The sequence below is a fragment of the Hyunsoonleella jejuensis genome, from assembly GCF_900111025.1.
In the GTDB taxonomy this organism is placed as follows: Bacteria; Bacteroidota; Bacteroidia; order Flavobacteriales; family Flavobacteriaceae; genus Jejuia; species Jejuia jejuensis.
In genome coordinates this window covers 658,727-680,012 of the sequence record NZ_FOFN01000001.1, presented here as the reverse complement: position 1 = coordinate 680,012, position 21,286 = coordinate 658,727, and the positions used below count along the sequence as shown (strand labels likewise).

Sequence of the window (21,286 nt, the reverse complement as noted above, 5' to 3'; positions counted from 1 at the left end):
TGAGGCTTAACTTATACTATAAATACAAAAGCTAGTATATTAACTAACATTAAAACCATGAAAACAATTGTGAAGTACCTCGTGTTTGCTTTAGCAATGCAGCCTATATTTTTGTTGTACAGCCAAAACAATACTAATGATATAATTAAAGCCTATGTGCTAAGAATGGACGGACATACCGAAGAGGCAATAAATGTTTTGTCTAAAATTATAAAATCCGATTCAACTAATGCTTTAGCGCATTTCGAGATTGCCAGATCACTGGAAAGCGATAAGAAAACCGAACACATCATTAAAGCACTAGACTATGATCCTAAAAATGTAATGTTCAGATTCTATCTAGCCAATTTACAAATGTTAGAAGCCTATAAAGCCATGAAAACTAATAATAAAGAATCGATAACTAAAAACCTGGTTCTATGTACAGAAACATTAAAGAGTATTTTGGCCATAAAGCCTGATTGCAGAGAATCCTTATTGTTTCTAATAGACCTTTATGGTTCGTTACCAGAGGACATGGGCGGGAACATGGATATTGCAAAAACGCACCTTAAAACTCTAAAGGGTGTGGATCCACTTTATGCAGCTCAAGGTGAACTTATCTTAAAATCCAAAGAACCAGATTTTGACATTGTTAACTATTGGAAAACCTATATAGACACCAATGGTGACACCAACCAAGCACTTATAAAGTTGGGTAAAGCCTATTTAATGACTAATGATAAGGTTAAGGCGAAAGAATGTTTTAATATGGTGATTAAAAGAGACCCTGACCAAGTTGTCTTGTATCTTGATGTTGCTCGTGCACATTTATATGGAGCCATGAGAGGCGGAGATAAGCATGACGAGGATTTAAATAAATTTAAAGAAAACATTCATCTCTATTTAAATGCCAAGGTCAAAAAACCCAAGTTAATAGAAGCTTGGTGTTATGGTTGGCTTGGAATGATTGAGGGCAGACTGGGTAATAATAAATTAAGAGATAAATATATTGCCAAAGCAGAAAAATTGATTCCTAATTATCCAAGATTTACGGCTATTCCAACCATTGATCAACCACCAAATGTGGTTGCTTATCAATACAAATCCTATTTTTCACCATTTTAGGAATTGTATTCGCAGGTGCTAATTTTTTAAAGTAACAAAATGAAAATACTAAGGTTCTTCTTTTTAGCATTGCTATTGACTCTCTTTTTTGGATGCGCTATACTTTTATTTGAGAACCCGATTCCAAACAAAGGTGAAATTGTACATGTATTGCCTGAGTTCCTAAATGGCCAATTTCTTCAAAAAGAAGAACAGATCTATTATAATGTTAAAAGAATAAATGACAAACACTGTATTATTTACAGCACCAATTGGATACATAAGGATTCCATTTATACTTTTTTAGAAAGTATAAAAAATGATTCTACTTATGTAGAATTTAAAGAAAGCACATTAATAATAAAGGATAAAGACACCACTCAAAAAATAATATTAACGTTGGATGAAGACATCTATTATACTGAAAAAGAACCGGCATATGAAATAAATCTGGTGAAAGGATACTTCGTTAACCACTTCCAGAAAAAACTTGAAAAGAGGGTGATAGTAAAATCTTACAATAACAAGTGTTTTTTAAATATTATAGACCAAGAAGGAAAATGGTTTGCAGTATGGCTTGAAATGAAAAATGACAGTTTAACTATATGGAACAGTAAAATTGCAGATACTTCGTTTGTTGAAAATCTCGAATATTATAATAGACTGACAAAAATTAATAAAATCAAAGACAAGACTTTTGTAGCTAATCCTTCAGACGAAGAACTTTTTATTTTGTTAAAAGAACCTTCTCTATTCAATAAAGAAACTTGGATAAGAGTGGATTATACTTGCAAAGTATATCACTAAACCACATAAAAACTTATAATCAAGACCGTTAAACGAATATCCCTAAAAAATCTACAAAGCACTCTTAAATTGCTCCAAGAACCTCACATCGTTTTCACTCAATAAGCGAATATCACTGATTTGATGTAGTAATAAAGCAATCCGGTCTATACCCATTCCGAAAGCAAAACCAGAGTATTCTTTTGAGTCGATACCACAATTCTCCAAAACATTAGGGTCTACCATACCACAACCCATAATTTCTAACCAACCCGTACCTTTGGTCATTTTGTAATCGGTTTCGGTTTCTAAGCCCCAATACACATCTACCTCAGCACTAGGCTCAGTAAATGGAAAGTAACTTGGGCGTAAGCGTATTTTACTTTTCCCAAACATTTCGGTAGTGAAGTGTTGCAGGGTTTGCTTTAAATCTGCAAAACTTACATCTTTATCAATATACAAGCCTTCTACTTGGTGGAAAAAACAGTGCGAACGTGCAGATATTGCCTCGTTTCTATACACACGCCCCGGGGAAATAGTTCTAATCGGCGGTTTGTTATTTTCCATGTAGCGTACTTGCACAGAACTGGTGTGCGTACGCAACAACACATCAGGATTGGTTTGTATAAAAAACGTGTCCTGCATATCCCGAGCAGGATGGTGCTCTGGCAAGTTCAATGCTGTAAAGTTGTGCCAATCGTCCTCAATTTCTGGACCTTCACTCACATTGAATCCAATGCGAGAAAAGATTTCAATAATTTGGTTTTTTACAATTGAAATTGGGTGGCGCGCACCAATTTCTATAGGTTGCCCCGGACGGGACAAATCGCCATAAACCCCTTTTACCTCTTCTTTACTTTCAAGCTCTTCTCTTAAGGTGTTTACTTTTTCTTCAGCAGTTTTTTTGAGTTTGTTGATAGTTTGACCAAATTCTTTTTTCTGATCGTTAGCCACATTTTTAAACTCAGCAAAGTATTGGTTTAACAATCCTTTTTTGCCTAAATATTTTATTCTGAATGCTTCTACCTCTTCTTTAGTTTGGGCTTTAAACGCTTCGGCTTCAGCAATAAGTTCTTGTATTTTCTCTATCATGATAACTTGAAAATGATGGCAAATTTAATGAAATTATCAACATTACTAGGAGTAAACGGTGAAGTAATCTCTAAAAATTAGGAGATTGCCACATCACACAAAAAAGTGTGATTCGCAAGGACGCTGCGGTTGGGTTGCGTTAGGGATTGAACGGTATGTTTAAGCTCCCCGACGCAGGAGGGAGCGAGTAGTGAAAGCCCGACCCTTGTGGTAACGCCCTAATGAATATATTCGGTTTCTAAAAAATAATTAACGATGGCTTCTTTCATTAAAACGGATTGTTCTCCCGCTTTTAAGAAGGGAAGTGCTTCTAGCGTTTTATAATGAGGCCATCCGTCTTCATCAACAAAATCCAACTCGTAGTAGCCATAAGGCGTAAGGAGCTTGCAAATGGCAATGTGCATTAAATCTAGCTTTTGGTCTTTTTTAAAGGTTCTCTTTAGTTGCCCTAATTCCTGCACACCGATAAGGTAAATTATGGCATCGAGATCTAGAGTATCACCATCGGCAAACTGATTAGAGAGTTTTTCAACCACCAAATCCCATCGTTCTTTTAATTTCTCGTCTCTAGACACTGTTTGTTTTTATGATTAAAATTTTAAAAAAATCAAAGTTAATAAACGTTTATGGACTTTTTTACGTTTTAGTTAGCAAGGTTAGAATTTATCTATATTTACAAAAACTAAACAACCATGGCAGTTATTGATATTATTCTTGGTGCCCTAATGCTTTTTGGGCTAATTCGTGGCTTTATGAAGGGACTATTTGTGGAAGTGGCTTCGCTTGCAGCTTTAGTTGCAGGTGTTTATGGCGCTATTCATTTTAGCAATTTTGCTGCAGAATTTTTAATGGAAAAAGTGTCGTGGGATGAGAAATACATTAATATTGTGGCTTTTGCCATTACATTTATAATTATAGTTGTGGCGATTGCTCTTGCCGGAAAAGCATTAACAAAACTCGCTAATTTTGCGGCTTTGGGCATTTTAAACAAAATTCTTGGTGGTGTTTTTGGGGGCTTAAAAATCGGATTGATTTTAAGCGTTGTACTTATTGTTTTTGATGGATTAAACAAAACGATACCTTTTGCTAGTGCAGAAGATTTAGAGGAGTCTGTACTTTATAAACCTGTAAAATCTTTGGCACCAACTATTTTTCCTAATATTTTAAAAAAGAACGAAGAAAAGCAACAAACAGATACAATGCAAAGCATCTAATACTGTTCCATCCACTTAAAAAACTCATTATATACTTTATCCTTTTCTTGCTTTACATAGTCTAAAAATGCTAGGGCTACTGGCGATAAATTCTTTTTCTTTAACCAAATAAGTTTCCATTGCGATTCTAACGGTAATCCTTTTACAGGGATTATTTTCAATTCGTTTTGTGACAATTCGTTCTTAATACTTAGCAACGACACAATAGACATTCCAATATCTGCAACCACCGCTTGTTTTATAGCCTCGTTTGTAGTTAATTCTAATTTAATCTTGGGTTGAATATGCTCTTCTGCAAAAAACTCTTGCATGGTAAAACGTGTGCCTGAACCTTCTTCCCTGTAGATTAAAGGAATTCTGTTAAAAATAGATTTATCTTCTATTCTTTTAATGTTTAAACTGTTGCTTGCAGCTGCAACTAAATGCAATTTGTTAATCATTATAGGTTCTTCATGCAAGTCTAGATGCTTCGGACTAATGGTAACCAATGAAAAATCAACTTCGTTTTGCTCTAAATCTTTTATCACATTGGTTTTATTGGAAACATCTAATACCAAATCTATTTGCGGGTGTTGTTTTAAAAAGCCATTTAAAAAATACGGCATTACATAATTCCCTGTAGATACAACTGAAATTCTAAGTTTACCAGACAATAAGCCTTTAAATGCTTGGGTTCTGTAATCTATGGTTTCAACCTGGTTTAAAATCTTTTCAGCGATATCATAAATCTCATTACCAAAATCAGTGACATACAACTGCCGTCCTAATACTTCTGTAAGTGGAATGTCGAACTGGTCCTGAAAGTTTTTTAGTTGTATAGATGCCGCGGGTTGCGTCATATTCAACTCTTCAGCAGCTTTGGTGATGCTTTTATTTTGAACAATCACACTAAAAACCTTTAATTGATGTAACGTAAAATTCATAAATATGCTTTATGTGTTTGATAACAAAATTAAATAAAAATATATGATTGCAATAAAATACTTTTGCCTCCGCAACTTAAAATAACCATTATGAATATAGATGTGCTCATCAGCAATTTAACGAATCCTGTTTTACTTTTTTTCATCTTAGGTATTCTTGCAACCTACTTAAAAAGCGATTTAAAGATTCCCGAAAACTCTTCGAAGTTTATTTCGCTTTACCTTTTATTTGCTATTGGCTTTAAAGGCGGACAGGAGTTATCGCATAGCGAATTTAATTCTGAGATATTATATTCTATAGTTTTTGCAATTTTATTATCTAGTTTGGTGCCTATTTATACGTTTTTTGCTCTTAAGAAAAAGGTTGGCGTGCCAAATGCAGGAGCTATAGCTGCAGCATATGGTTCTGTTAGCGCAGTGACTTTCGTTACAGCTGTGTCTTTTTTAGAACAACAAGGAGTTACTTTTGGCGGACATATGGTAGCTATTATGGCAATAATGGAATCACCAGCCATTATAGTTGGTGTAATTCTAATTATGCTCTACGATGCTGGAAAACAAACCGATAAATCCATGGGAGCTTTAATAAAACATTCCTTAACAGGTGGTAGTGTTTTAATGCTCGTTGGTAGTTTGGTTATTGGCCTTATTGCCGATGCAAATCAAGCAAGAGGTATCGAGCCTTTTACTACTGATATTTTTAAAGGGTTCCTTTCTTTATTCTTATTAGAAATGGGTATGGTAACCGCTAAACGTATTAAAGGCTTTAAACAGTATGGTTTCTTTTTATTGGCTTTCGGAATTATTGTACCACTAATCAACGGTTTAATAGTAGCATATTTAAGTGGTTTTATAACAGAAAGTATAGGCAACCGACTACTATTCGCTATTTTGGGTGCCGGCGCATCTTACATTGCTGTGCCAGCTACCATGAAACTTGCAGAACCAAGAGCCGATGCGGGTATATACATCCCTATGGCTTTAGGCATTACCTTTCCCTTTAATATTACCTTAGGTATGCCTATTTACTATGCCTTTATACAAATGATGTAGTTTTTAGGGTCTTCATACCTTAATATTAATAAGCTACCCTTATATCGTTTACTTTGTAAAACGGCTTTTAGGACAGGGAGAAATCAGCAAGTATTGAATTTTTATTCAAAATCTTTATCGTAAAATGTAGTGGAATCCTGAATCGCTAGGTTTAGTTTTTCCTCTTCTTTCAATAATCTTTGAATATCCCAATTCAAAAGTGTTGCCATATCTTTTATGATGACACTTTTGAATTTATGCATACTTTCAATATCAAAATATAAACGTCCTGTACGCCTTATAAAGAAGTCATTAAGGCAATTCACCATCTCAAAATTTACGCTATACCAAAGTTCTGCTCTAATCAAATTTTCTAGAGCATTAGTAGAACTAAATGTTTTCGATTTTTCTACAATTATATCGGCTTGTTTTCCATAAGACGCGCATAAATACCACGAATAGTAAGTGTCTTTTATCCCTAAACGTGTTAAGTGACTTTCTATTTCCTGTTGGTACGCTTTTACGTCATCATTTGAGGTTAGCGGAGGATGTACCAAAGAGATCGATTCTGTAGTAGACTCTAAAAATCTATTCGTGTTTTCTTTTAAACATGATTTCAAAACGCTTTCTAAAGCTCTAAACGCCATTTTTCTATAGCCTGTAAGTTTACCTCCTGCTATAGATATTAAGCCACTGTTTGATATGAATATTTCATCTTTTCGGGACAAGTCTGAAGCAGATTTATGCGCTTCATGGATTAATGGTCTTAATCCAGCCCAACTGGATTCAATATCATCAATAGTGAGATGAACAGACTTAAAGGTGTTATTAACAGCACTCAAAAGATAGTTTGCATCTTGTTTTGTTGCAATAACACGATCTAAATTCCCAAAATAATCTGTATCTGTAGTACCTACATAAGTTACACGCCCTCTAGGAATGGCAAATATCATTCTGCCATCTGGCACGTCAAAATAAATAGATTGTTTTACTGGTAATTTATCATATGGAAATACTAAATGAACGCCTTTTGTAAGATGAAGTCGTTGTTTGGTTATTGAATTGTCTTTTTTACGAATGCTGTCTACCCAAGGACCGGCAGCCGATATATAGCTTCTAGCTTTTACTATGAGGTTGCTACCCGTATTTCTGTCTTTACAATTTAGACTTTCAATCTTGAAATCATCATTATAATTGAAGGATTTCATTTCACAATAATTGATGATTGTAGCGCCATAAGAGGCTGCTTTCTTTAATATTTCGATGGTTAATCGTGCATCGTCTGTTCTATATTCAGCATAAATTCCGCCACCGATAACCACATCTTTATTTAGTAAAGGCTCTTTTTTTAAGGTTTCTTTTTTATCTAACATGCGGCGTCTATCATCACCTTTTACATCTGCCAGAAAATCATAAACTTTTAAGCCTAAGGCAGTCATCCATTTTCCGTAGGTACCCCCTTCAACAAGGGGTAGCAACATTTTTTCTGGTTTTACCAAATGTGGTGCTAGATTATGAACAACAGCACGTTCAGAACCTGATTCTCGCACCAAACTAATTTCAAAATTCTTCAAGTAGCGCAAGCCACCATGAATAAGTTTAGTTGATTTATTACTAGTGCCAGAGGCAAAATCGTTTTTCTCTACCAAACAAACTTTTAATCCTCTTGCTGAAGCATCAAGAGCAATACCGGCTCCTGTAATACCACCACCAATAATTGCCAAATCAAAAACCTCTGTTTTAAGTTTGTTTATATATGACGACCTATTAAGTGTAGAAAAGCTTGGAGTTTTCAATCTAATTTAGCATTTAATAAAGTCTATTATAAGTGCGATTGCATCTTTTAATTCTTTAGAAATTGTTTTTTCTAACCAAGGATGTTTGGTATTAAACACATGGTCTGCTCCTCTAATTATTTCTAACTTGCTTTTTTTGTACCATGTATGAAGCTGAATTGCTTCATCTATCAAAACACTTGCATCATTATCTCCGTGTATAATGAGATATGGAATCTTTAAATTAGAAACCGCCCGTTTTATGGTTAGCCTTTCCTCATTTGCCTTGAAGTCTTCATAAAATTGATAGAAATGCGGCATCTGTTGTTTGGTTCTTCCGTTCATAACATATTTTACGCCATTTTTTTTCCACTGTTCTAAATCTCCGATGGTTGAAGTTCGTTTACCGTAAGCACAAACTCCAGCAAGACTGATTACTTTAGTTACTCGAGAGTCTTCTTCTGCTTTTATAACTACAATGCCGCCGCCTCGGCTATGACCTAACAAATTAATGTTGTTATTATCAAGATTGTCTCCGAGTTCGGAAGCTTCATAAATCCAATCAATAACAGACTTTAAATCGTCAAGTTCCTTAGTGTAATTGTTATTTCCAAACGCTTCTAAATCTGGAAAATCCATAGGCTGTTCAACAGTACCACCATTATGTGAAAAATTAAATTTAATAAAGAAAAAACCTAAGTCTGCAAACACATTTGCCATTAAATCCCAAGCACCCCAATCTTTAAAACCTTTATAGCCGTGGCAAAATATTAATATGGGCTTACGAGTGTTATCGTCTTTGTAAAAAATATCAGCTACAATGGGTTTATTGTGTTTTCCTTCAATAATAAAATTTTTAACTATTGTCATTACTAAACTTCTTTTTCTGTAAAATCAATTTTAGGATTACAAATTTCTGAAATCAAAGACTGTAATTCTCCCTCAAAAGCTAAAATTGTAGCATTTGTTATTCTAGAATCCTTAGTTCTACTCCTTTCGCTTTCCTTTTTTGCAAACTTTAAAAATCCAGATTTTAAGTTTTTAAACGATACAATACCAGCCTCTACTGGCAATTGTATTTTATTAGCTATACACATCATGTAAGCATATGCGAGCACTTGAAAGCTTTTGCCGTATTTTTTATAGTCTGTAGTTATATTTTCCCAATCTACTATTTCAACCTGAGCTTGCTGTACGTTTCCAGTTTTGTAATCAATTATTCTTGTTACACCGTTACGTTCATCTACCCTATCCACTTTCCCTTTTATCCTCACTGGAAAATCTATTCCTGGGATATCAATATCTACCGCAGTTTCAGCTTCAATTTCAAGAATTCTTACCTTATTGCCATTCTTTATGTCCTCTATTTCAGAGTTTATAAAATTTAACACATAGCGTTTTGCGATTTCAAACACAATTAAATTTTTTCCTTTTGAAATATCACCCTCTTTAAATTCTTTCTTAAAATGAAACCGAACCCTTTCTTCAATCCTAGGTTTTAAGGCTTTTATGACCTCAACTGTTAACACCTGATTTATAAGTGGTTTATAAAAATCCTCAAGAGTATTATGAACCACAGTGCCCAATGTATTTGCTGCAACTGTTTCCTCGACATCGTCGTACTCTCTAATTTTTAAAATCTTTTGATAATAAAAATCAATTGGGTTTCTAATATAACTAGTCAATGAAGATGGAGAAAACCCTTTTTGCGCAACAGAGTATATATCTCCTAACAAAGCTTCTGTTTTTTTAATAGTCTTCAATTTTTGTTCAAGAATAGGAACTTTGGGTACCACTATTTGATGATGTATTTTATGTACGCCTTCTAATTCTAATTGGGTGATGAACCTACTTTTTTCTCCTCCTATTAGTACGTCTGCTTCTGTATTGTACAGTATAATTACATTTTTTGCTCGTTGTAAAAGCCTGTAAAAGTGATATGTATATACAGCATCCTTTTCTTTATAGGTTGGTAGCTTGTTTTCTAACTTTACATCAAAAGGTATGAAAGAGTTATTGCTTTTACCTGCGGGAAGTATACCTTCGTTTACAGAAGAAATAATTACAGTTTCAAAATCTAAAACACGAGACTCTAACATTCCCATAATTTGTAAACCTTCTAGTGGTTCTCCTTTAAAATCTAGAGTTTCTAAACTTAATAACTCTATATAAATGTTGTGAAGAGCAGATATGTCTTTGATGTGCTTGTAGGTTGAATTTAATCTAGAGATTTCATTAAATAGTTGATTAAACCTGTACAGGTATTCTAGAGACAATCTATTTGAGGCCTTATCTCTATCTAAATACGATTTAATTGCAAATATTAATTCAGTGCAATTTGTCAACGCACGTTCTACTGAAGCATCCCAACCAGAAAACAGCATATTTAAAACAATGTCGTGTTCTGGCGCAATCTGCTTTAAAAGTTCTACGTTAAGATAGGTTGCATTGTTCCTATTAATATGTGTTATTAGCCTATTGGCAACATCTGAATCTGCATTAAAAAAAAGAGGCTTGACAAACTGATTGGATAATAACGAAATAACTTCTTTATAATAAAAGCTTTTAGAATCTGATTTATGGATACGGAATAGTATCTCAAAAAGAGAGGCTAAGGGAATAGATTTTAGTGGAAATCCCATAGTTATATTTGTAGCCTCTATGCTTTCTGGCAATGAGTTTAAAACTGGTATAAGTAAGTTCTCATCACCCAAAACAACGGCTGTACGTTCTAAACTCTTGTTTTTTTGTTCTAAATCTTCAAGTAGCTCGCCGATATATTTTGCTTGCCCCACATTTTTTGGTATGCCAAAAACCGAAATATTTTTTTCTTCTGAGTAGTGCTGGGTAATCCATTTAAAAGGATGTGTTTTAAAAAATGTCCAGTTATTTTTATAAGCTCTTGTAAACAACCCAGCATCATGTTTTGGGTTGTTGATGAATTTATCGTCGATATCCCAATAAATTTTAGCCTTGTCGTTATGCAGCAACTCTTGAATAATTGTTGCCTCGGCCGTATTTAATGCGTTGAACCCAAGGAAAATTATTTTCTTATGGCTAGAGTTTTGTATAAATGACTCAATATTTTCTACCGCCTCTCTATAAATTAATCCTTGGTAACCAATATTTTTATTGATTAATGATGTTGTAAAGTGATTGTAATATGCGCCTAATTTATTCCAAAACTGTAAATAGTTTTTAATAAAATCAGTCTGATTTTTTTCAGAAGACCAATGGTTTATTTCTTTTATTGCCGTTAAATAATCAAAAATGTGTTGTTGTGAAATAAGATAACGATCAATTTCATTGAAATCTTGGAGTAATACTTGCCCCCATTTTGAAAAGGATTCAAAAGAATCTTGTTTTGTTTTTTCGGTTAAACTTAGGTATGTGTCATAAAACTCAAATAGTAAATCGGTATTTTTTGCGCTTTTTAGTTGAGAAAGTTCTTCAACAAATTCTTCAATGCTCAATATTTTTGGTGCAAAACGTGTCGTTTTACTAACTTTTAATATTTGGTGTTTTAAAAATAAACCAGCCCTTTTGCTAGGTAGTACAAATGTTAATTCGGACAGATTATAATTATTCTCTTGTAGTTCGTTTAAAACATCAAAAATAAAGCTATTCATATGTATAAAAATAAAAAACGCTCCGGGATATCCGAAGCGTTTTTACAAACTTATTTTTTAAACGTGTTTTACTTATTTTACTAAGTTAATTTCAACACGTCTGTTGTTAGCTCTACCAGCTCTAGTTTTGTTAGTGTCAATTGGTTTAGCTTCACCATATCCAAGAGCAGAAAGTCTAAATTCATCAATACCATTGTCAACTAAATATTCTTTCACAGAAAGTGCTCTAGCTTCAGATAAAGATTGATTTAATTTCTCACTACCAGTGCTATCTGTATGACCTTCAACTGTAAATTTAGAAGTTGGGTACTCCTTAAGGATATCAACTATATCATTTAAAACTTCTTGAGATTGCTTTTTGATTGAAGATTTACCTAAATCAAATAAGATAGTTTTAGCATACTCATTTAAAGTTTTTTGAACTTCTTCAGAAACCTCAGGACATCCGTTGTTAGCAACAGTACCTTTAACGTCTGGACATTTGTCATCTTTATCTAATACACCGTCACCATCAGTATCTGGCCATGGGCATCCATTGTTTGCAGCTGGACCAGCTTGATTTGGACACTTATCATCCGCATCAGTTACGCCATCACCGTCTGCATCTGGACAACCAGCTAAGGCTTTTAATCCTGCAACAGTAGGACATTTATCATCTTTATCAACTACACCATCACCATCACTATCAGGACATCCATTAAACTCAGCAGAACCAGCTTCGTTAGGACAATCATCTTTACTGTCTTCAATACCGTCACCATCACTATCAGGACATCCATTGAATTCTTCTAAACCAGCAACATCTGGACAAGCATCGTCCTTGTCATAAATACCATCTCCGTCAGTATCAGTTCCTCCAAATCTAATTGAAAGTCCAGCAGTATGTTGGAAGTGTGTATCTAAGTAATCTTCGAAAGCATGCTTATAAGCTGTTTGGATAGTTAAACCAATGTTTTCACTAAACCAAAGGTTGAAACCTAAAGTACCGTTTAAAGTACCTGCTCCAATCTCATCAATCCAAGTGTAACCACCACCGATTCCAATGAAAGGATCGAAAGTTTTCCAGTCTAACACTTCACCAATTCCATATTTAATGGTACCGTCGATACCATAGTATGATAAATCATCTACTACACGGGTTTCTTCTGGATTAGAACCAGGAACATCTCCCCATTTATCTATTTTATTTAATGAACCGGCTACACCAAAAGAGAAACCATCTCCAATATATTTAGAAACTGAAATAGTAGATAGGGATGGTAAAATGTTGTAGTGGTCTTCCACATTAACAAATTCATCAAAAATGGTCTCACTAAAAGCGCCACCATCTCCGTTAGGGTAAGCATCAACTGCATTTAACCCAATAGTAATTTGCCAAGGGTTGTTTTTGTCTTGCGCATCAACGTTGCTATAACCTAGTACTAGCAACATAGCGAACAATAATCGGCTAAGATTTTTCATATTCAAAAGTTTAATTTTTAAGTGTTAATTGTGAACAAAAGTAAGTTGTTAAATGTTATTAACAAAGACAAATATATAAAAAAAATGAAGATTACCTTTATTCATGCGTATTTCAGAATGATTTTAGACAACTTTTTTCTCAAATGAGCGCAATACGATTGAAAAATTTTGTGATTTAGCTAAAAATAGCTAGCGGTTATAGTATCGTTAACATAGATTAGTATCTTTTTTATTACAACATATCCCATGTCTTCAATACTACGTTGATATTCAAATAACTGTTTTTGGTGATTCTTTTGTACTTCTCCCGTTTTGTAATCCATTATCACTACAGTTTTATTTTCTTCGTTTAAAACCAATCTGTCAGGACGAAGTATTTCCCCTGTTTTGGTAATTATATCCCGTTCATTATAAATAGTATATTCTGATGTATAATATGTGTGCAATTCTGGATGATGTACTATTTCAATAATTTTTGTTTTAATGGCTTCTTTTTGGGATGCTGTGATTTCAGATGAAATATACGCTTCTTCCAAAACTCTATCTATATCATCACCTGTTAGAATCTTAGCTAGTATATCGTGAATTAAATTTCCCTTTTCTATAGCTTCTTGTTGTTCCGTATTCCATAATGTCCCAGACTTAGTAACGATTTTTATATTAATGTCTTCTTTTGCATTAGATACAAAAGTGCGCTGCTCAATAACTAACTTATTTTCTTGGGTTATACCTCTTTTTGTTTGCTCGCTTCCAAAACTATAAGTTAAGTTTGTATCGTCCCATAGATCTAAATGTTTAAGGTAGTTAATTAACAACCCTGAATATTTTGTGCTTTTAGCACCCTCTTTTAAGTCGTTATCATTTTTTGAAATTATATAAAGTTGTTCTTTGGCTCTTGTTAGCGCCACGTACAAAAGGTTCATATTATCAAGTTCCTGTTGCGATTTATGCTTATTGAACAGCTCTAAACCCTGAACACCAAAATGCTCAAAATCCGAACTAAAGTTCAATAAAGTATGAGAAAAACCAGCATACATACTTTCGTTTATGCTAAACCATTCTTTATGCTCAAAATCCTTATAAATATCTAAATCGGCATAGGGAAAAATCACAACATTAAATTCTAAGCCTTTAGCTTTATGTATAGTCATGATTTGTACTGCATTTTTACCTTCGGGCGAAACAATACTTAAAGTGTCTTTTTTCTTGCTGAAAAAGTCTAAAAACTCCAAAATACTGGAGCCCTTTTTGTGATAAAAATCGAGCACGACATCTAAATACCCTTGTAAGTATGCATTTGGGTGTTTAATCAAATTAAAGCTTCTGGTTATGGTTTCAACCAAATCATATAAGGGCAATTTAGAAAGTAACTCTCCATCTAGGTAGATGTCAAAACCTTCTAGGGCAAAAAATAATTTATGTATAGAAAGGCTGATATGGTTAACGAAAAATTGATGTTTGTCTTCAATAGGTAATATTTCAGATAAAAAATATAACACTTCAATTTTAACCTCGTTATTTTCAGGCTGTACCAAAAGTGTTAAAATATTGTTTACGAAGGTTACTTCTGGCGAATTTGCAATTAGTAAAGTTTCTGAAGATAAAATAGGGATATTATTTTCACTTAAACAATTGGCAACGGCAACACCTTCACTTTTCTTTCTGACTAAAACCGTAATATCGGCATATTCGAAACCATTGCTAACACTTCCACTAATTGAGTTTAATACCGCTGTGGTAAAAGCGTCGTCCCTATCTTCGTCTTTATCAATATCCAAGAATGTTAGCTCTACATAACCATTTTTTTCACTATTAGGGTTTTGGTGGGCACGCTCATAGAGTTTTGCATAATCTTTATTTTGAAAAACGACATCTGCAACAAAACTGAATAAACCGTTATTAAATTGAACCACTTCCTTAAAACTTCTGTAATTTGTGTCTAAATTATTAACATTTTGAAGCATGTGAAACGGACGCTCATCTGCATTGAATAAATTAATAAACTGTTCCGCTTTGCCTCCACGCCATCTGTATATGGCTTGTTTCGCGTCACCAACCAACATAAGACTTCCGTTTTCTGCGGATAATGCATTACTAACGAGTGGTATTAAGTTTTCCCATTGCTTAACCGAAGTGTCCTGAAACTCATCAATAAAATAGTGCTTGAATTTTTCTCCAATCCGCTCGTAAATAAAAGGCGTGGGCTGGTCTTTAATTTCTTGACTTATTATAGAGTTAAATTCTGATATAAGCATTTTATTTTGCTCTTCCTTTAAAAGTGTTAGCTCTTTATTTATAGCGTTTAAAACTGAAAGCGGCGTGATGTTTTTGTAAAATGCTTTTAAAAATTTATAATGAAATACACCCTGTTTGGTTTTATTAAAAACCGATACAATTTGAGGTTGTATTTGTTCAATTGTTAAGGCAATATGTTCGGTAACACGTTTTGGATAAAGTGTCTTGTTCTCTAAGTCTACCTGCCATTTAGCAGTAAAATTCACTTCAAAATTTTTCGCACTTAATTTTTGAAAATGATTAGGCAAATAACTCCCCGAAAAATCACTAAATTCTAAACCAGATTCTCCAATTAGAGACAATGCGCTTTGCGATGCTTCGGCTACAGCATGTTCTGTATGTTTTAACTCCTTCTTTATTTGTGTTTTAAGTGCCTTAAAATCATCTAAGGTTTTATCTTTTAGCTGATTTATATAAGGAAAATCATTTTCGTTTACCAGCAATTTTGCTATTTTATTAAAGTCGAACGATACGTCCCAACTCATATCATCGTCAGCCTTTTCTATTGCAAAATCCACTAAAATATTGGTAAGCTGCTTATCTGTTCCAGCTTTATTTATTAGGCTATCTACTGCCTCATTTAAAAGGGCGTCTTGGTCTAATTCAACTTCGAAATTTAATGGGAGTTTTAAATCGTAAGCAAAAGTTCTAATTATTCGGTGTGTAAAACCGTCAATCGTTGAAATATCAAAAGCAGCATAATTATGAATTATAGTGTCTAAAACTACTTTCGATTTAAGATGAAGAACTTCTGGCGAAACGTTAAGCTCTGAGCACAGCGAGACAAACATAGCATTGTTAGAACTTTTTAAAATAGAAGTATCAGAAAACGTTTTAAGTGTATCTATAATTCTACTTTTCATTTCGGCAACAGCCTTATTTGTAAATGTAATAGCTAATATACGCTTGAAAACGTCTTGGCTTTTAGAACTTAAAACAATTTTTAAATAAGCCTTTACGAGCGTATATGTTTTGCCGCTACCTGCAGAGGCATTGTAAATCGTAAAGTCACTTGGTTTTATCATAGTTTAAATTTGCATACAAGATAAAAACTATCAATGAGTTCATAACGATATATTATTTTTAATTGATGCCTTTTATGTATAACTTTGTTGAAATTAAATATTAATATTTTAAACAAATAATTATGGCTTTTGAATTACCAGAATTAGGTTACGCATATGATGCTTTAGAACCTCATATAGATGCAAGAACAATGGAGATACACCATTCTAAGCACCATGCAGGATATACAAGTAAATTAAACGCTGCTATTGAAGGCACCGATTTAGATGGAAAATCTATTGAAGACATTCTTACCAATTTAGATATGAGCAACGGCGCTGTTAGAAACAACGGTGGCGGATTTTATAACCACTCTTTATTTTGGAGTGTTATGAATCCTGAAGGCAAAGGTTATTTATCTGGAGAGCTAAAGGACGCTATAGAAGTAGCTTTTGGCTCTAAAGAAGGGTTTATGGATGCTTTCTCGAAAGCTGCGGCTACACAATTTGGTTCAGGTTGGGCTTGGTTGTGCGTACACAAGGGTGGAAAGGTAGATATTTGCTCTACGGCAAATCAAGACAATCCATTAATGCCAGGAATCGGTTGTGGCGGCACTCCAATTTTAGGAATTGATGTTTGGGAGCATGCCTACTATTTGAATTACCAAAACCGCAGACCAGACTATATTAATGCATTTTTTAATGTTATTAACTGGAACGAGGTTGAAAAACGTTATGCAGAAGCGAAGTAAAAGCGTTTTTTTTAAAAGTAATAAGCGTCCACTTTAAGTGGGCGTTTTTTTTGGCTTAAAATGAAAAAGGTGAACTTTGCAGTTCACCTTTTTGCCCCAAATCTACCATAAACTTAACCTACTTATGTTATGGTGAGTCAAATATATATTGCTATTAAAGCATGCGAAAATATTTTGGCTGAACTGCTTATAAATTGGCTTAAAGGAAATAAGGTTATAAAATATAGACGAATGGCTATACTATCAGGAAATTCAATTATTAAGACAATATTGTAATCTTAACTTTTGTTCAATATTATTCATAGGATTGCATAAAAAAAGGCGAACTAACGTTCACCTTTTTTTGCCCCAAATCTACCATGAACTTAACCTACTTATGTTATGGTGAGACCAATTTATGTCTATTTTCGGATAATCAGAATATTTATTAGATGAATTGCGCATTTATCAGGCAAAATGCATGATTTATAGTTTAACCGCAAACCAAATTATCAAATTAATAATTAATATGCTCTTTCTTTATTGCCTTCGTAAAAATTAAGGAATGCTCTATTTACTACTCTATTACCACCGTCGGTAGGATAATTACCTGTAAAATACCAATCTCCCAAGTGTTCTGGACAAGCTCTATGAAGATTTTCTACTGGCTGAAAAAGTATTTTCACTTCAGCCTTAATAGATGTATCGCTTAACAGTTCAGAGATTTTTATAGAAATTTCATCATCTGTAAAGGAATCGTAAATTTCTTTTACATAGTTCTGAACGTTCTTATCCTCAAAATCTTCTTGAGCTTTACATTTTTTATAAACATCTTCTACTATGTGGTACTTGTTATGGTCTTTCAGTAACGCTAAAGCTGCCCGAAACGCGACTAAATCCTCAAGACGGGCCATATCTATACCATAACAATCCGGATAACGTATCTGTGGGGCAGAGGACACCACAACTATGCGCTTAGGATTCAATCTGTCCAGCATTTTTAGAATACTCTTTTTAAGTGTTGTACCTCTAACAATACTGTCATCGATAATCACTAAATTGTCGTTTGGCTTTATTACTCCATAAGTAATATCATAAACGTGTGCTACTAAATCATCACGACTACTATCTTCGGTTATAAACGTCCTAAGCTTAACATCTTTAATCGCGATTTTTTCAACACGAATACGCTCGGATAAAATTTGTGTAACTTCTTCAGCAGAAATATTGCGTTTACCGTTTAAAATGGTGTCGGTTTTCTTTTTATTAAGCTCAGACTCTGCTGTTTCAATCATTCCAAAGAAGGATGTTTCTGCAGTATTAGGAATATATGAGAAGACAGAGTTTTTTAAATCACCCTCTATAGCTTTCAATACTTTAGGCATTAATAATTTACCAAGCATTTTGCGCTCTTGATAAATTTCAGCATCACTTCCTCTGGAAAAATAAATACGCTCAAATGAGCAAGATTTTCGTTCTAAAGGCTCTAAAATTTTCTTTATAGAAAAGTCTCCAGATTTTTTTGTGATAATGGCATGTCCTGGTGGCAGCTCATTTACATCCTCAAACTTCACATTGAACACCGTTTGTATAACCGGACGCTCTGAAGCCACAACTATAACTTCGTCATCACTGTAATAATAACAAGGTCTAATGCCCGCTGGGTCTCTCAAGACGAAAGAATCACCATGACCAATTAATCCTGCCATAGCATAGCCACCATCCCAATTTTTTGCAGCTCTTTTTAGTATTTTAGATACTTTAAGACGTTCAGCTATTAATGGCGATGCTTGTTGTTTATTATAGCCTTCTTTCTTTAAATTCTTGTAAATTTTACTAACAGCGTCATCTAAAAAATGACCGATTTTTTCCATTACCGTAATGGTGTCTGTATATTCTTTTGGATGCTGTCCCAACTCAATTAAGTTTTGAAACAGTTCCTTAACATTTGTCATATTAAAGTTCCCCGCCATAATTAGGTTTCTGTGCATCCAATTATTTTGTCTTAAGAACGGGTGTACACTCTCCACACTGTTCTTTCCGAAAGTACCATAGCGCACGTGACCTAAAAGTAACTCACCTATATATGGAATGTTTTTCTTTTGAAGCGCCACATCATCATTATATTCTGGATGATTTTTAAACTCATTATTTATGCGCTCGTTTATTTGATCGAAAATATCTTGAATAGGCTGTTGTGCAATAGACCTAACTCTACTTATATAACGTTGCCCTGGTTTTACATCTAGTTTAATACTCGCAAAACCAGCACCATCTTGTCCGCGGTTATGCTGTTTTTCCATCATGAGGTACATTTTATTTACACCATAAAATGCACTCCCATATTTTTCCTTATAATACTCTAATGGTTTTTTAAGTCTTATGAGTGCGATTCCGCATTCATGTTTTAAAGCATCGCTCATATTTGTAATTCTTGTTATTTCGCTATCGCGGAACTAATAATTATATTAAACCAAAACACACTCGTTTAGAGTGTGCTTTTTTGTGTTAATTCTATTTCAAATTGTGTTAAGTGTTTAAACTGTAACAATCGTTTTTCAACTTCATCTTTTGATAAGTTCTGCATACGCTCAGTACCAAATTTCTCAACACAGAAAGACGCTAAAGTAGAGCCATAAATCACTGCGTTTTTCATATTCTCAAAAGACACATCTCCAGTTTTGGTTAGGTAACCAGCAAATCCTCCGGCAAAAGTATCTCCCGCACCTGTTGGATCAAACACCTCTTCTAATGGTAATGCTGGTGCGTAGAATACGTTCTCATTATGAAACAACAACGCACCATGTTCCCCTTTCTTTATTACAACATACTTTGGTCCCATGTTATGTATTTTTCTAGCAGCAACCACTAAAGAATATTCGCCTGTTAATTGTCGTGCTTCCTCGTCATTAATGGTAATAACATCAACACGTTTAATAACGTTTAACAAATCATCTAAAGCACAATCCATCCAAAAATTCATGGTATCTAAAATGACCAACTTAGGTTTTTCCGTCATCTGATCTAAAACACTTGCTTGCACAAGTGGATGCAAATTCCCTAACATCACCACATCGGCATCGTTATAACCTTTAGGGACAACAGGATTAAAATCTGCAAGTGTGTTCAATTCTGTTATTAAAGTGTCACGAGAATTCATATCGTTATGATAGCGTCCGCTCCAAAAAAAGGTTTTACCATCTTTTACAACTTCAATACCTGTAATATCAAGATTTTTATCAGAAAGTAAGTCTAAATATTCTTGTGGAAAATCACCCCCAACAACTGACACAAGTGCTGCGTCTACATTAAAGTGAGATGCAGAAAGTCCTATAAACGTGGCTGCTCCACCTAAAATTTTGTCGGTTTTACCAAACGGTGTTTCAATAGCATCAAAGGCCACTGTACCAACAATTATTAATTTGCTCATAAAAAAGGAGTCCTCATTTTTTTGCAAATATAAGTCTTTTACTCGATAATCAAGGTTAATTTCTGTGGGGGTTGCTCTCAAAGAAAACTGTTTTTACCCTGTATGTTCTTGTGCTTAACGTAAAGTAGTTTACATACTAGTTAGTATAACTTTTCTAAGAAGATTTGCACATATTAATTCCTATTTCCTCCCAAAATCAGCAGGAATTTCGCCCCAAGCTTTGGTTTCCCATTTTACAATTGTGGTATTGTAAGTATTATTTTTAAGCCAATCAACGGCTCTATCAACTAAGTCGAATACAGGTTTATTTTTCTCTGTGCGTTGTAATTTTGTATTACAATTTTTCTTTTTCACCCAACTTATAGCAGTTTTAGAATCGGTATATATGATGCGGTTGCTATTTTTCTTTTTTAAAAATGCTAATGCATGAACAATAGCTAGAAACTCGCCAATATTGTTTGTGCCTTCTTCAAAAGGCCCTTGAATAAAGAGTTGCTTTTTGGTTTTTGTGTCTACGCCACGGTATTCCATTTTCCCTGGATTTCCAGATGAAGCCGCATCAACAGCAATGGAATTATAGTTGGGTTGCCCTATTTTCTCAAGCTGTACTTCCGATAATTCTGAAGTGAATTTTTTATTTTTACCTATATAATCTTTGTAATTACCCTTAAGTGCTTTTTTAGCGGCTGCAAACGTTGAAAAAGATTTGTATTGTGCACCATCAAAATTTGTGATTTGCGCTTTACAGTCGTCCCAAGATTCGAAAACGCCAGTGTGGTGGCCTTTCCAAACGGTGTAGTATTTCTTTTTCTTTTTAGATCCCATTTT

Annotated in this window: 16 protein-coding genes; 5 read left to right on the top strand and 11 right to left on the bottom strand. The window is 34.0% G+C overall.

Going from position 1 to position 21,286, the window contains the following annotated elements:
* Positions 1 to 57: 57 nt before the first annotated feature.
* Both BMY39_RS02885 and BMY39_RS02880 read left to right on the top strand, forming a co-directional pair.
* On the top strand, positions 58 to 1,107 hold the full coding sequence (locus BMY39_RS02885) for a tetratricopeptide repeat protein (RefSeq protein WP_092575105.1): 1,050 nt from the start codon (positions 58 to 60) through the stop codon (positions 1,105 to 1,107).
* Between the two features lie 39 nt (positions 1,108 to 1,146).
* Positions 1,147 to 1,893, top strand: a complete 747-nt coding sequence (locus BMY39_RS02880) for a hypothetical protein (RefSeq protein ID WP_092575103.1) — start codon at positions 1,147 to 1,149, stop codon at positions 1,891 to 1,893.
* A 51-nt stretch (positions 1,894 to 1,944) separates the two neighbouring features.
* Here the strand turns inward: BMY39_RS02880 and pheS are convergent, their stop codons facing one another.
* Together pheS and BMY39_RS02870 are read right to left on the bottom strand one after the other, a co-directional pair.
* Entirely contained in the window at positions 1,945 to 2,964 is a 1,020-nt protein-coding gene (gene pheS / locus BMY39_RS02875) for a phenylalanine--tRNA ligase subunit alpha (RefSeq protein WP_092575101.1), read from the bottom strand.
* A 218-nt stretch (positions 2,965 to 3,182) separates the two neighbouring features.
* Positions 3,183 to 3,539, bottom strand: coding sequence for a hypothetical protein (locus BMY39_RS02870; protein WP_092575099.1), 357 nt, complete (start codon positions 3,537 to 3,539; stop codon positions 3,183 to 3,185).
* A gap of 117 nt (positions 3,540 to 3,656) precedes the next feature.
* On the opposite strand from BMY39_RS02870, the gene BMY39_RS02865 reads away from it, so the two are divergent.
* Positions 3,657 to 4,178 (top strand): CvpA family protein, encoded by a 522-nt coding sequence (locus BMY39_RS02865; protein WP_092575097.1) that lies wholly within the window; start codon positions 3,657 to 3,659, stop codon positions 4,176 to 4,178.
* Here BMY39_RS02865 and BMY39_RS02860 read toward each other — a convergent pair.
* On the bottom strand, positions 4,175 to 5,101 hold the full coding sequence (locus tag BMY39_RS02860) for a LysR family transcriptional regulator (protein WP_092575095.1): 927 nt from the start codon (positions 5,099 to 5,101) through the stop codon (positions 4,175 to 4,177). The two genes, BMY39_RS02865 and BMY39_RS02860, sit on opposite strands and share 4 nt — an antisense overlap.
* Positions 5,102 to 5,191: 90 nt before the next feature.
* On the opposite strand from BMY39_RS02860, the gene BMY39_RS02855 reads away from it, so the two are divergent.
* Positions 5,192 to 6,154, top strand: a complete 963-nt coding sequence (locus BMY39_RS02855; RefSeq protein ID WP_092575093.1) for a sodium-dependent bicarbonate transport family permease — start codon at positions 5,192 to 5,194, stop codon at positions 6,152 to 6,154.
* A gap of 101 nt (positions 6,155 to 6,255) precedes the next feature.
* Here BMY39_RS02855 and BMY39_RS02850 read toward each other — a convergent pair whose 3' ends face one another.
* The 5 genes from BMY39_RS02850 to BMY39_RS02830 form a co-directional block, all read right to left on the bottom strand.
* Positions 6,256 to 7,929, bottom strand: a complete 1,674-nt coding sequence (locus BMY39_RS02850; protein ID WP_245738145.1) for a glycerol-3-phosphate dehydrogenase/oxidase — start codon at positions 7,927 to 7,929, stop codon at positions 6,256 to 6,258.
* 6 nt (positions 7,930 to 7,935) lie between these two features.
* A complete protein-coding gene (locus BMY39_RS02845; RefSeq protein ID WP_092575089.1) occupies positions 7,936 to 8,778 on the bottom strand; it encodes an alpha/beta hydrolase family protein in 843 nt (280 codons plus the stop codon).
* A 2-nt stretch (positions 8,779 to 8,780) separates the two neighbouring features.
* A complete protein-coding gene (locus tag BMY39_RS02840; RefSeq protein WP_092575083.1) occupies positions 8,781 to 11,537 on the bottom strand; it encodes a PD-(D/E)XK nuclease family protein in 2,757 nt (918 codons plus the stop codon).
* Positions 11,538 to 11,609: 72 nt separating this feature from the next.
* On the bottom strand, positions 11,610 to 12,998 hold the full coding sequence (locus BMY39_RS02835; protein WP_092575080.1) for an OmpA family protein: 1,389 nt from the start codon (positions 12,996 to 12,998) through the stop codon (positions 11,610 to 11,612).
* 179 nt (positions 12,999 to 13,177) lie between these two features.
* Complete coding sequence (locus tag BMY39_RS02830; protein ID WP_092575078.1) at positions 13,178 to 16,318, bottom strand: UvrD-helicase domain-containing protein; 3,141 nt, start codon at positions 16,316 to 16,318, stop codon at positions 13,178 to 13,180.
* 122 nt (positions 16,319 to 16,440) lie between these two features.
* Between BMY39_RS02830 and BMY39_RS02825 the strand changes: the two genes are divergently transcribed.
* Positions 16,441 to 17,049, top strand: a complete 609-nt coding sequence (locus BMY39_RS02825) for a superoxide dismutase (protein WP_092575076.1) — start codon at positions 16,441 to 16,443, stop codon at positions 17,047 to 17,049.
* Positions 17,050 to 17,552: 503 nt separating this feature from the next.
* On the opposite strand, the gene BMY39_RS02820 is transcribed toward BMY39_RS02825, so the two are convergent.
* The 3 genes from BMY39_RS02820 to BMY39_RS02810 all read right to left on the bottom strand — a co-directional run bounded on the left by BMY39_RS02820 (position 17,553) and on the right by BMY39_RS02810 (position 21,283).
* A complete protein-coding gene (locus tag BMY39_RS02820; protein ID WP_092575074.1) occupies positions 17,553 to 19,451 on the bottom strand; it encodes an amidophosphoribosyltransferase in 1,899 nt (632 codons plus the stop codon).
* A gap of 65 nt (positions 19,452 to 19,516) precedes the next feature.
* Positions 19,517 to 20,458 carry a PfkB family carbohydrate kinase gene (locus tag BMY39_RS02815; RefSeq protein WP_092575073.1) on the bottom strand — a complete coding sequence of 314 codons (942 nt, stop codon included), beginning with the start codon at positions 20,456 to 20,458 and terminating at the stop codon, positions 19,517 to 19,519.
* Positions 20,459 to 20,638: 180 nt separating this feature from the next.
* Positions 20,639 to 21,283, bottom strand: a complete 645-nt coding sequence (locus tag BMY39_RS02810; RefSeq protein ID WP_092577590.1) for a ribonuclease H1 domain-containing protein — start codon at positions 21,281 to 21,283, stop codon at positions 20,639 to 20,641.
* Between the last annotated feature and the right edge of the window lie 3 nt (positions 21,284 to 21,286).

Coding starts and splice junctions, on each gene's coding strand:
- BMY39_RS02885 (WP_092575105.1), top strand. CDS start 58: ATGAAAACAATTGTGAAGTACCTCGTGTTTGCTTTAGCAATGCAGCCT.
- BMY39_RS02880 (WP_092575103.1), top strand. CDS start 1,147: ATGAAAATACTAAGGTTCTTCTTTTTAGCATTGCTATTGACTCTCTTT.
- pheS (WP_092575101.1), bottom strand. CDS start 2,964: ATGATAGAGAAAATACAAGAACTTATTGCTGAAGCCGAAGCGTTTAAA.
- BMY39_RS02865 (WP_092575097.1), top strand. CDS start 3,657: ATGGCAGTTATTGATATTATTCTTGGTGCCCTAATGCTTTTTGGGCTA.
- BMY39_RS02860 (WP_092575095.1), bottom strand. CDS start 5,101: ATGAATTTTACGTTACATCAATTAAAGGTTTTTAGTGTGATTGTTCAA.
- BMY39_RS02855 (WP_092575093.1), top strand. CDS start 5,192: ATGAATATAGATGTGCTCATCAGCAATTTAACGAATCCTGTTTTACTT.
- BMY39_RS02845 (WP_092575089.1), bottom strand. CDS start 8,778: ATGACAATAGTTAAAAATTTTATTATTGAAGGAAAACACAATAAACCC.
- BMY39_RS02840 (WP_092575083.1), bottom strand. CDS start 11,537: ATGAATAGCTTTATTTTTGATGTTTTAAACGAACTACAAGAGAATAAT.
- BMY39_RS02835 (WP_092575080.1), bottom strand. CDS start 12,998: ATGAAAAATCTTAGCCGATTATTGTTCGCTATGTTGCTAGTACTAGGT.
- BMY39_RS02830 (WP_092575078.1), bottom strand. CDS start 16,318: ATGATAAAACCAAGTGACTTTACGATTTACAATGCCTCTGCAGGTAGC.
- BMY39_RS02825 (WP_092575076.1), top strand. CDS start 16,441: ATGGCTTTTGAATTACCAGAATTAGGTTACGCATATGATGCTTTAGAA.
- BMY39_RS02820 (WP_092575074.1), bottom strand. CDS start 19,451: ATGAGCGATGCTTTAAAACATGAATGCGGAATCGCACTCATAAGACTT.
- BMY39_RS02815 (WP_092575073.1), bottom strand. CDS start 20,458: ATGAGCAAATTAATAATTGTTGGTACAGTGGCCTTTGATGCTATTGAA.
- BMY39_RS02810 (WP_092577590.1), bottom strand. CDS start 21,283: ATGGGATCTAAAAAGAAAAAGAAATACTACACCGTTTGGAAAGGCCAC.